The following is an 11,057-nucleotide window of genomic DNA, read 5'->3' on the forward strand; positions in this document are numbered from 1 at the left end:
AGATGAGAATAGGAGAAGGGTCAACGGCATCCCGTTCTACGTGGGAGACCTCGCCGAACAGATCGGCGAGGAACCACACGTAGAACGGGATGCCGATGACGTCGGCGGCGCGACGCCCGCCGCGCCGCCGACGTCATCGGCATCCCGTTCTACGTGTGGGACCTCGCCGACCGCTTCCGCGAGGACGTCGTCGAGGACTTCGTCGCCGAGTACGAGGCCGGCCGCACCCCGAACCCCTGCTTGCGCTGCAACGAGAAGATCAAGTTCGCCGCGCTGCTGGACAAGGCGCTCGCGCTCGGCTTCGACGCCGTCTGCACCGGCCACTACGCCAAGGTGGTCCTGCGCGAGGACGGCACCCGCGAGCTGCACCGCGCCTCCGACATGGCCAAGGACCAGAGTTACGTCCTCGGGGTGCTGGACGACCGCCAGCTCGCCCACGCGATGTTCCCGCTCGGCGACACGGTCACCACCAAGGAGGAGATCCGCGCGGAGGCCGAGCGCCGCGGACTCGCCGTCGCCAAGAAGCCCGACTCGCACGACATCTGCTTCATCGCCGACGGCGACACCCGCGGCTTCCTCGCGAACCGCCTGGGCCGGGCCGAGGGCGACATCGTCGACGAGTCCGGCGCCAAGGTCGGCACGCACGAGGGCGCGTACGGCTTCACCATCGGCCAGCGCAAGGGCCTCAGGATCGGCACCCCCGCCCCCGACGGCAAGCCGCGCTACGTCCTCGACATCTCCCCGGTGGACAACACGGTCACGGTCGGCCCCGCCGCCGCCCTCGACGTCACCGCCCTGACCGCGATCAGGCCCCGCTGGTGCGGCGCCGCCCCCGAGGGCCCCGGCACCTACACCGCCCAGCTGCGCGCCCACGGCGGCGAGACCGAGGTGACGGCGGAACCCGTCGACGGCGAGCTGCGGGTCCGCTTCACCGAGCCCGTCCGCGGGGTCGCCCCCGGCCAGGCGATCGTGCTGTACGACGGCACGCGCGTGGTCGGCTCGGCGACGATCGCGACCACGGTGCGGTCGACGGAGCCGGCCACGACGTCCTGACGCACGGGCCGGGGAGGTTCGCCAAGCCTGGTCCCGGCCCGGCACCCGACGTCCGTGCCCCGTGCACGCTCCGTCGAGCCGACGGCCGGCCGACCGCGCGGGCGGCCACGCTGTTCTCACGGCCCGACACGTCCCGAAGGACCACGGGCTCCTCCGTGACCGCGTCGGGGGAGGGGCCCGGCCCGCGGCGGACGGCGGCGGCCCCGCCGCTCACCCCGTGAAGAACCCCGCCAGCACCGGTGCCAGGACGTCCGGATCGGCCATGTGGGTCTGGCCCTCCAGGACGCGGTACGTGCCCCGGGGCACCGCGTCCGCGATCGCCCGCGCGGCCTCGCGCATCCACGCCGGGCTCCCGTCGCCCGCGACCGCCAGCACCGGCACGCGGATCGACGCCAGCAGCTCCTCGGGGACGCTCCCGTCGCCCATGACGGCGTCGTCGTACGCGAGGCTCGGGGCGATCGTCTCCATCCCGGCCCACATCGGCGACTGCCGGGCGCTCTGGATCACCGCCTCGTCCAGTCCGGTCAGCCGCAGGAAGAGCTCCACCGCGTCCCCGCGCCGCCCCTCGGCCAGCGCCGCCGTCAGCCGCTCGGTGTACTCCGCGCGCTCCCGCAGGTCCTCCTCGGACGTCGCGTACGGCGTCTCGTACACGGCGACGTGGCGCACCGGCAGCCCGCTCGCCGCCGCCCTGAGCGCCAGCGCGCCGCCCGAGGAGACGCCGTACAGCGACGCCTCACCGCCCACCGCCTCGACCAGCGCCGCCAGGTCCTCGACCTCGCGCTCCACCGCGTACGGCGCGGTGTCCCCGCTCGCACCGCGGCCCCGTCGGTCGTAGACGACGACCCGGAACCGCTCCGAGAGCGGCGCGGCCAGCGGTGCCACCGTCGCCCCCGTCGACATCGCGCCGCTGACGAGGACGACCGCGGTACCCCGCCCGGCGCTCTCGTAGGCGAGGGAGGTGCCGTCGCGCGAAAGGATTTTTTTGTCCATGTCGCACCAGAGTGCCGCACGGCGCGGAATTCGTCGGTGAGGCGGGCGGCGCGTCCGCCGATCGGAGCCCCTCCACCCGGTCACCCGCGGTACGCGGTCACCGCACGTCCACGTCGTAGAAGCACAGGTGGTCCTTGATCTCCGCGACCTCCGGCTTCGGGTCCGGGTACGCCCAGACCAGGTCGGCCGCGTCCGGCAGCGACCAGTAGGACGCGGTGCCCTTGAAGGGGCAGTGCGTGCGCGTCCCGGACGGTGTCAGCAGGTCGAGGCGGACGTCCTCCGGCGGGATGTAGTACCGGTCCGGACAGCCCGTCTCCTTCAGCACCAGCGCCCGGTCGCTCCGCGCCAGCACCCGATCGCCGTGCACCACGCGCACGTGCCGGTCGCCGGGCTCGATGGTGATGTGGTGGCCTGTGGTCACGATCGACCCTCCCTGGGTAGCCGTGTCACCGGATACAGCGCACGCTGAAGCCGAGTTCTTCCCGCCGGTGAGGGAATCACCGTCCCGCCCGGCCCGCATCCGCAGGAGGCCCCATGGGAGTCGGCGAAGCCGCCAGGAACCGCAGCACCCTCGCCCACCGGGTCCACTACGCCCTGCGCCATCCGCGGCGGGTTCCCGCCCACGCGCGGCGCGCCCTGCGCGACGCCCGGCTGCGGCTGCTCCACCGCGACCACATCTCCTACTACCGCGCGGTGATGGCCTCCGACGCCGCCCGCAGCGCCGAGGCCGCGGTGGGCCACAGCCCCTCGCGCGAGCAGTGGGCCAGGATCGGCCGGATGCAGTTCGACTACCTGGTGCGGCACGGCCTGGAGCCCCACCACCGGATGCTGGAGATCGGCTGCGGCAACCTCCGCGCGGGCCGCCTGTTCATCGACCACCTGGAGCCGGGCCACTACTACGGCATCGACATCTCGCCGCACATCCTGCTCGCCGCCCAGGACACCCTCGTCCGCGAGGGGCTCCAGGCCAAGCTGCCCCACCTGACGCTCGCGAACGACCTGACCCTCGCCTTCCTGCCCGAGGGCCACTTCGACGTCGTGCACGCGCACAGCGTCTTCTCGCACTCGCCCCGGCACGTCATCGAGGAGTGCTTCGCGCACGTCGGCAGGGTGCTCGCGCCCGGCGGGTTCTTCGACTTCACCTTCGACCGCACGGAGGGGGAGGAGCACCAGGTGCTGCACGAGGACTTCTACTACCGGACCGAGACGCTCACCCGGCTGGCCGCCGAGCACGGCCTGGCGGCGCGGTTCATGGACGACTGGGAGGAGCTGCCGCACCGGCAGTCGAGGATCCGGCTGACCGCGATGTCCGACCGGGCCCGTACGGTGGGTCCGTGAACATCTGTGTCTTCCTCTCCGCAGCCGATCTCGACGAACGCTACACGGGCCCCGCGCGGGAGTTCGCGCGCCTGCTCGGCAAGGGCGGGCACACGCTCGTCTGGGGCGGCTCGGACGTCGGCCTGATGAAGGTCGTCGCCGACGGGGTGCAGGAGGCGGGCGGCCGGCTCTGCGGCGTCTCCGTGGAGTTCCTCGCGGCGACGGCACGCGACGGCGTCGACGAGATGGTGATCGCGAAGGACCTGGCCGAGCGCAAGCGGCTGCTGCTGGAGAAGGCCGACGCGGTGGTGATCATGGTGGGCGGCACCGGCACCCTCGACGAGGCGACCGAGATCCTGGAGCTGAAGAAGCACGGGCGCACCGACAAGCCGGTGGTCCTGCTCAACACGGCGGGCTTCTACGACGGCCTCAAGGAGCAGTTCCGCCGCATGGAGGACGAGGGCTTCCTGCCGCGTCCGCTGGCCGACCTGGTGTTCTTCGCCGAGGAGCCGTTGGGGGCGCTGGCGTACCTGGAGGAGAGCCGGGGCGTGGAGTGACCACCGGGTGATGCGAGCATGGCGGGCATGGCTACACATGTGATCACCGGAGCGGGCTCCGGCATCGGCGCGGCCGTCGCCCGCCGTCTGCACGCGCGCGGGGACGGCCTCGTGCTGCACGCGCGCGACGCGGGCCGCGCGAAGGAGCTGGCGGCCGAGTTCCCCGGCGCCCGGACGCTCGTCGGCGACCTCGCGGACCCCGACCGGCTCAGCTGGGCCTTCTCCCACCAGTCGCTCCCGGACCGGGTCGACTCCCTGCTGCACATCGCCGGCGTGGTGGACCTCGGCCCGGTCGGCGAACTCACCCCGAAGACCTGGCGCCACCAGCTCGACGTCAACCTGATCGCCCCCGCCGAGCTGACCCGGCACTTCCTGCCCCAGCTCCGCGCGAGCCGCGGCCACGTGGTCTTCGTCAACTCCGGCGCCGGTCTGAACGCCCACGCCGACTGGGCCGCGTACGCGGCCTCCAAGCACGGCCTGAAGGCCCTCGCCGACTCCCTGCGCCACGAGGAGCACGGCAACGAGGTCCGGGTGACCTCGGTCTACCCGGGCCGCACCGCCAGCCCCATGCAGGCCAAGGTGCACCGGCAGGAGGGCAAGGACTACGACCCCGGCAGGTGGATCGACCCCGAGTCGGTCGCCACGACCGTCCTGATGGCCCTGGACCTGCCCCGGGACGCGGAGGTCAACGATCTGACGGTGCGCCCGGGGCGCTGAACCGGGCCGGATCGTTCCGTAGGCTTCTCGGGTGAGTGAAGACAGCCAGTTCAGGTTCGGGCCCGCCACCGGGATCGGGTCCATGCCGGGCGGGGACGCCCGCGAAGCCGCCAAGACCGTCACCGGGAGCTTCGAGGACTTCCCGTTCCTGCCCGAACTCCCCGCCCGGGGGCCCGGCGCGGACATGATCGGGCGGACCGCCGGGATGCTCGTCGAGCTGTACGCGCGCGTGGAGCCCAGCGGCTGGCGGATCGGGGACCGGCCGGGGCGGGACACCAGGCGGGCCCGCTCCTGGCTCGGCGAGGACCTCGACGCGCTGGAGGAGTTCACCCAGGAGTACGAGGGGCCGCTGAAGGTGCAGGCGGTGGGACCGTGGACGCTCGCCGCGGGCCTCGAGCTCAGGAACGGCGAGGCCGCCCTGTCCGACCCCGGCGCCTGCCGCGACCTCGCCGCCTCCCTCGCCGAGGGGCTGCGCCTGCACCTCGCCGAGGTGCGGCGGCGGGTGCCCGGCGCGCGACTCGTCCTCCAGCTCGACGAACCCTCCCTCACCGCCGTCCTGCGCGGCCGGGTGAGGAGCGCCAGCGGCTACCGCACCCACCGCGCGGTGGACCGCCAGATCGTCGAGGCCACGCTCCGGGACGTCGTCGGGGCGCACGGCGGCGGGCCCGTCGTGGTCCACTCGTGCGCACCGGACGTCCCGTTCGCCCTGCTGCGCCGGGCGGGCGCGGCGGCGGTCTCGTTCGACTTCTCCCTCCTCACCGAGCGTGACGACGAGGTGATCGGGGAAGCGGTGGAAGGGGGCACCCGGCTGTTCGCCGGTGTCGTCCCGGGCACGGACGGCCCGTTGTCGGACCCTGCCGGTAGCGTCATGGGGGTCAGGACACTGTGGCGCAGGCTGGGGCTGAGGCCGGGGCTCCTCCCGGAGGCGGTCACCGTCACCCCGGCGTGCGGACTCGCGGGTGCTTCCCCCGAGTACGCGCGCGCGGCGTACGCCCACTGCGTCCGGGCGGCGAGATCACTCGCGGACAACCCTGAGTAACGGGAGGACACACGGTGGCCGGCGACCAGCAGGCGGAGACGACGAACGTGCCAGCCGAGGCACGGGAGCAGCACGTACAGCTCGCTGAGCAGATCGAGGAGCACCGCTTCCGGTACTACGTGAACGACGCCCCCGTCATCAGCGACGCCGAGTTCGACCGGCTGCTGCGCGAGCTGGAGGCGCTGGAGGAGGAGTACCCGGAGCTGCGCACCCCGGACTCGCCGACCCAGAAGGTCGCCGGGTCGTACGAGACGGAGTTCACGGCCGTCCGGCACCGCTCGCGCATGCTCTCCCTGGACAACACCTTCAACGACGACGACCTCGCCGCCTGGACGGAGCGCGTCCGGCGGGAACTGGGCGAGCAGGATTACCACTTCCTGTGCGAACTGAAGGTCGACGGCCTCGCCGTCAACCTCACCTACGAACGCGGCCGGCTCGCCCGCGCGGCGACCCGCGGCGACGGCCGCACCGGCGAGGACATCACGCCCAACGTCCGCACCATCGCCGAGGTCCCGGACCGGCTGAAGGGCGACAGGGTGCCCGACCTCGTGGAGATCCGCGGCGAGGTCTACTTCCCGATGGAGAAGTTCGAGGAACTCAACCGCCGCCTGGTGGAGGCCGGTGACAAGCCCTTCGCCAACCCCCGCAACGCGGCGGCCGGTTCGCTGCGCCAGAAGGACCCGCGCGTCACCGCCACCCGCCCGCTGCACATGGTGGTCCACGGCATCGGCGCCCTGGAGGGCTTCGAGGGCATGACCCGCCTCTCCGAGGCGTACGACCTGCTCAAGTCCTGGGGCCTGCCCACCTCCCGGCACAACAAGGTGGTCGACGACCTCGGCGGCGTGCGGGAGTTCATCGCGCACTACGGCGAGAACCGCCACTCCGTGGAGCACGAGATCGACGGCGTCGTCGTCAAACTCGACGAGATCCGCCTCCAGGGCCGCCTGGGCTCCACGGCGCGCGCCCCGCGCTGGGCCATCGCGTACAAGTACGCGCCCGAGGAGGTCAACACCAAGCTGGTCGACATCCGCGTGGGCGTGGGCCGTACGGGCCGGGTCACGCCGTACGCCCAGGTCGAGCCGGTCACGGTGGCCGGATCCGAGGTCGAGTTCGCCACGCTGCACAACCAGGACGTGGTCAAGGCCAAGGGCGTCCTCATCGGCGACACGGTGGTGCTGCGCAAAGCCGGTGACGTGATCCCGGAGATCCTCGGCCCGGTCGCCGACCTGCGCGACGGCAGCGAGCGCGAGTTCGTGATGCCGGGCGAGTGCCCCGAGTGCGGTACGCCGCTGAGGCCGATGAAGGAGGGCGACGTCGACCTGCGCTGCCCCAACGCCCGCGCCTGCCCCGCCCAGTTGCGGGAGCGCCTGTTCTACCTCGCGGGCCGCAAGGCGCTGGACATCGAGCACTTCGGCTATGTGGCCGCGGCGGCGCTCACCAAGCCGCTGGAGCCCGCGGACCCGCCGCTGAAGGACGAGGGCGACCTGTTCGACCTCACCGTCGACCAGTTGCTGCCCATCAAGGCGTACGTCCTCGACCAGGACAGCGGTCTGCCCAAGCGGGACCCGAAGACCGGCGAGGAGAAGATCGCCACCGTCTTCGCCAACCAGGAGGGCAACGCGAAGAAGAACGCGCTCGCGATGCTGGAGAACATCGCGGCGGCCAAGGAGCGCCCGCTGGCCCGCCTGCTCACCGGTCTGTCGATCCGTCACGTCGGCCCGGTCGCGGCGGAGGCGCTGGCCCGTGCCTTCCGGTCCATCGACCGGATCGAGGCGGCCTCGGAGGAGGAGCTCAGGAACACCGAGGGCGTCGGAGAGATCGTCGCCGCCGCGGTCAAGCAGTGGTTCGCCGAGGAGTGGCACCGCGAGATCATTCGCAAGTGGAAGGCGGCCGGTGTCCGCATGGAGGACGAGGGGTCCGGGGAGGACGAGGGGCCGCGTCCGCTGGAGGGACTCACCGTCGTGGTGACCGGCACCCTGGAGCATTTCACCCGGGATGGCGCAAAAGAGGCGCTGCAGAGCCGGGGTGCGAAGGTGACCGGTTCGGTGTCGAAGAAGACGTCGTTCGTCGTCGTGGGGGACAACCCGGGGTCGAAGTATGACAAAGCGATGCAGCTCAAGGTGCCGGTTCTGAACGAGGAAGGTCTCAACGTCCTTCTCGGGCAAGGGCCGGAGGCCGCGGCGGAGGTCGCCCTTTCGGCCGAGGAGTAGCGGTTGAAGACCACCCGTTCGGCGCATACCAGATGCATACGGGTGGCCGGGGTGCATTCGGGCAACCGTCGGCGACCGGTGCCCGTGGAAGCCTTCTGCGGCCTACTGTTGGGATGTGCGCCTGCCGTGCCCAGTCGCGGTCGGGGCAACTCCGCACTCGTGAAGGGACCGGGGAAGGGCTTTCCACCGCGGAGCCGCTGAGGGTTGTCGGGCATCGGGCCGCGTGGCGTGGGCACCGCCGGCTGTGAGAGGGACGGGAATGGAACCGACCGAGAGCGCCGCCCCGGGCTCACGGCTGCGTCTGCGCCGTGGGGCGGTCGTATGGCGGCGCGGCCGTGGGGACGGCCGGCCCGCGGGGCGGCCGGACGCGCGGGGACGCACCGCCGTGGGCACCGCGGACGCGGCCGGCACCGGGCGGCAGGCCCCCGGGCACGGCCCCGGGCTGCCCGGGACGGACACCGAACGGCCCCCGTCCTGGCCCGCGTTGCCCACGGCGATCGTCGCGGCGGCCGGCCTCGTGCTGGGCGCGGGCTTCCTGCGGGCGTTCACCGGCGGCCACGCGCTCTTCCCGTCCGGGACCGTCGGCTGGTCCCTGGCCGTGCTGACCGGGATCGTCGTCGGCCACCTGGTGATGCTGGGCCGCTCCCGCTGGTGGGGCGGTACCGGCTCGGGCGCCGCCCTCACCCTCGCCGTGCTGCTGCTGTACGGCTGGGTCCCGGCCGGCATGGTCAGCCTCACCGTGGTGGTGCTGGTCGGCGTGGCCCGCAGGGGCCGCTGGCGGCAGGGCGTCCTGCACGGCGCGGTGGACCTGCTCGGCATCGGCGCCGGAGCCCTGGTCCTGGCCGCGTTCGGCTCCGTGCCGTCCGTCGAGTCCCCGGCCACCCCGGACACCTGGACGCTCTACACCGTCCCCGGCGTGGTGCTGGTCGCCGGCGCCTACCTCCTGGTGACCCGCTCCCTGCTCTGGTACCTCCGGGCACCGCGCTCCGGACTGCCCACCGTCGCCCGCACCGCCCTGGCCAGACAGGGCCTGGTCGCGGTCGCCCTGCTCGGCATAGCGCCCCTGGTGTGCGTGGTCGCGGACGCCGAACCGGTGCTGCTGCCGCTGTTCTCCGTCCCGCTGATCGCCCTGGACTCCACCCTGTGGATAGCCCGTGCCCGGGCGGAGGAGCAGTTGCGCGATCCGCTGACCGGACTGCCCAACCGGCAGTGGCTGCAGGAGCGCATCTGGACCGCGCTCGACGAGGCCGAGCGCATGGACGCCCGCGCCGCCCTGATGCTGATCGACCTCGACCGTTTCCGGTCGGTCAACGACACCCTCGGTCATCTCGCCGGCGACCGGCTGCTGCTCCAGATCGCCGACCGGCTGCGACTGGCCCTGCCGCGCGGGGCGGAGGCCGCACGGCTCGGGGGCGACGAGTTCGCCGTCTTACTGCCGGTCGCCGACTCCACGACGTCCGCGACCCGCATCGCCCGCAGCCTGGTCGGAGCCCTCAGCTCCCCCCTCGACCTCGACGGCCTCACCCTCGTCCTGGAGGCGAGCGCGGGCGTCGCCGTCTTCCCCGACCACGCGGTCGACGCGGAGGGGCTGCTGCGGCGGTCGGACGTGGCGATGTACCAGGCCAAGCGGGACCGCACGGGCGTCGAGGTGTACGAGTCCAAGCGCGACTCCAACACCCCCGACCGGCTCGGCCTGCTGGGTGATCTGCGCCGGGCTCTGGACGCCCACGAGGTCCAGCTCCACTACCAGCCCAAGGTCCGCTTCGACGGCCAGGTCGCGGGTCTGGAGGCCCTGGTCCGCTGGGTGCACCCGGAGCGGGGCAGGGTGCCGCCGGACGAGTTCATAGCGATCGCCGAGTCCTCCGGGCTGATGCCGCACCTCACCGAGTACGTGCTGGAGACCGCGCTCGGCCAGGTCGCCGAGTGGCGTGCGCAGGGCCTGTTCGTGCCGGTCGCGGTCAACGTCTCGCCGCGCGACGTCCACATCCCCGGCTTCGCCGGCTCCGTCGCGGCCCGGCTGGCCCGGCACGGCGTCCCGGCGGGAGCCCTCCAACTGGAGATCACCGAGCACGTCCTCCTGGAGGACCCGCAGCGCGCCGCCGACACCCTGAACGCCCTGACCGGGCACGGGGTGAAGATGTCCCTGGACGACTTCGGCACCGGCTACTCCTCCCTGGTGCACCTGCGGCGGCTGCCGGTCAGCGAGCTGAAGATCGACCGCTCCTTCGTGGCCCGGCTGGCCGTCGACACCGAGGACGCCGAGATCGTGCGCTGCACCGTCGACCTCGCCCACTCGCTCGGTCTGCTCGTCGTCGCCGAGGGCGTCGAGGACGACGAGACCTGGGAGCGCCTGCGCGACCTCGGCTGCGACGCGGTCCAGGGCTGGCTGGTCGCGGCCGCGATGCCGCCCGACGAGACCACGGCCTGGCTCCTCGCCCGCGGCTCCCGCGGCTGGCAGCGCCCGGCGGCGGCCCTGCCCGCCGCCGCGGGGGACGACACGGGGCGGGTCGGCTGACGCCCCGGGGCGGACACCGTGAGGGCCGCCGTCGGCGTGCGGCCTCCCCGGCGTCCCGCGGCGTGCGCGGATCCCGCGGGACGGCGGCGTGCGCGGATCCCGCGGGACGCCGGGCGGCGACCGTTTCACGGGCACGGCTCCCGGCCCCATAGGATTGGCCCCAAACCACACACACTCACCCCAGAGGAACGCTGCATGCCTGGCATCACGCGCGAGGAGGTCGCCCACCTCGCCCGGCTGGCGCGTCTGGAGCTGAAGCCCGAAGAGCTCGATCACTTCGCAGGCCAGCTGGACGACATCATCGGCGCGGTGGCCCGCGTCAGCGAGGTCGCCGACCAAGACGTACCGCCGACCTCGCACCCGCTCCCGCTGACGAACGTCATGCGGCCGGACGAGGTCCGTCCCTCGCTCACCCCCGAGCAGGCGCTCTCCGGCGCCCCGGCCCAGGAGCAGCAGCGTTTCAAGGTGCCGCAGATCCTGGGGGAGGAATAAGCCATCATGACGGACATCATCAGGCTCACGGCGGCCGAGACCGCCGAGAAGATCGCCTCCGGCGAACTCACGGCCGTCGAGGTCACCGAGGCGCACCTGGCCCGGATCGAGGCCGTCGACGAGAAGGTGCACGCCTTCCTGCACGTCGACCGCGAGGGCGCCCTCGC

The 11,057-nt window shown here is 72.9% G+C and carries 9 protein-coding genes and 2 pseudogenes; 9 read left to right on the forward strand and 2 right to left on the reverse strand.

The genetic code is table 11. The features are described from left to right. Positions 1–108: 108 nt before the first annotated feature. A pseudogene (gene mnmA, locus B7L92_RS35260) lies at positions 109–1,053 on the forward strand (tRNA 2-thiouridine(34) synthase MnmA); the annotation flags it as partial. 210 nt (positions 1,054–1,263) lie between these two features. On the opposite strand, the gene B7L92_RS35265 reads toward mnmA, so the two are convergent. Then, positions 1,264–2,043, reverse strand: a complete 780-nt coding sequence (locus B7L92_RS35265; protein WP_081241286.1) for an alpha/beta fold hydrolase — start codon at positions 2,041–2,043, stop codon at positions 1,264–1,266. Between the two features lie 97 nt (positions 2,044–2,140). Then, positions 2,141–2,464: a DUF427 domain-containing protein gene (locus tag B7L92_RS35270; protein ID WP_081241287.1), complete on the reverse strand. Its 324-nt coding sequence runs from the start codon at positions 2,462–2,464 to the stop codon at positions 2,141–2,143. 113 nt (positions 2,465–2,577) lie between these two features. Here B7L92_RS35270 and B7L92_RS35275 point away from each other — a divergent pair, with 113 nt between their 5' ends. The 8 genes and pseudogenes from B7L92_RS35275 to B7L92_RS39955 form a co-directional block, all read left to right on the forward strand. Next, a complete protein-coding gene (locus B7L92_RS35275) occupies positions 2,578–3,381 on the forward strand; it encodes a class I SAM-dependent methyltransferase (protein ID WP_081241288.1) in 804 nt (267 codons plus the stop codon). After that, entirely contained in the window at positions 3,378–3,917 is a 540-nt protein-coding gene (locus B7L92_RS35280) for an LOG family protein (protein ID WP_081241289.1), read from the forward strand. The genes B7L92_RS35275 and B7L92_RS35280 overlap by 4 nt, the downstream gene beginning before the upstream one ends. A gap of 27 nt (positions 3,918–3,944) precedes the next feature. After that, complete coding sequence (locus B7L92_RS35285) at positions 3,945–4,634, forward strand: SDR family oxidoreductase (RefSeq protein WP_255311291.1); 690 nt, start codon at positions 3,945–3,947, stop codon at positions 4,632–4,634. Positions 4,635–4,665: 31 nt separating this feature from the next. Beyond that, complete coding sequence (locus B7L92_RS35290; RefSeq protein WP_004983161.1) at positions 4,666–5,673, forward strand: methionine synthase; 1,008 nt, start codon at positions 4,666–4,668, stop codon at positions 5,671–5,673. Between the two features lie 14 nt (positions 5,674–5,687). Beyond that, positions 5,688–7,883 carry an NAD-dependent DNA ligase LigA gene (gene ligA / locus B7L92_RS35295; protein WP_081241291.1) on the forward strand — a complete coding sequence of 732 codons (2,196 nt, stop codon included), beginning with the start codon at positions 5,688–5,690 and terminating at the stop codon, positions 7,881–7,883. A gap of 259 nt (positions 7,884–8,142) precedes the next feature. Then, on the forward strand, positions 8,143–10,398 hold the full coding sequence (locus tag B7L92_RS35300) for a putative bifunctional diguanylate cyclase/phosphodiesterase (protein WP_081241292.1): 2,256 nt from the start codon (positions 8,143–8,145) through the stop codon (positions 10,396–10,398). A 195-nt stretch (positions 10,399–10,593) separates the two neighbouring features. After that, positions 10,594–10,890 (forward strand): Asp-tRNA(Asn)/Glu-tRNA(Gln) amidotransferase subunit GatC, encoded by a 297-nt coding sequence (gene gatC / locus B7L92_RS35305; protein ID WP_004925108.1) that lies wholly within the window; start codon positions 10,594–10,596, stop codon positions 10,888–10,890. A gap of 6 nt (positions 10,891–10,896) precedes the next feature. Next, positions 10,897–11,057, forward strand: a pseudogene (locus B7L92_RS39955) (Asp-tRNA(Asn)/Glu-tRNA(Gln) amidotransferase GatCAB subunit A); the annotation flags it as partial.

Origin of the sequence: Streptomyces viridosporus (genome assembly GCF_002078235.1) — a bacterium.
GTDB lineage: Bacteria > Actinomycetota > Actinomycetes > Streptomycetales > Streptomycetaceae > Streptomyces > Streptomyces viridosporus.

Excerpts from the sequence above, each read along its gene's own strand:
- B7L92_RS35265 (WP_081241286.1), bottom strand. The coding sequence starts at position 2,043 with ATGGACAAAAAAATCCTTTCGCGCGACGGCACCTCCCTCGCCTACGAG.
- B7L92_RS35275 (WP_081241288.1), top strand. The coding sequence starts at position 2,578 with ATGGGAGTCGGCGAAGCCGCCAGGAACCGCAGCACCCTCGCCCACCGG.
- B7L92_RS35285 (WP_255311291.1), top strand. The coding sequence starts at position 3,945 with ATGGCTACACATGTGATCACCGGAGCGGGCTCCGGCATCGGCGCGGCC.
- B7L92_RS35300 (WP_081241292.1), top strand. The coding sequence starts at position 8,143 with ATGGAACCGACCGAGAGCGCCGCCCCGGGCTCACGGCTGCGTCTGCGC.
- gatC (WP_004925108.1), top strand. The coding sequence starts at position 10,594 with ATGCCTGGCATCACGCGCGAGGAGGTCGCCCACCTCGCCCGGCTGGCG.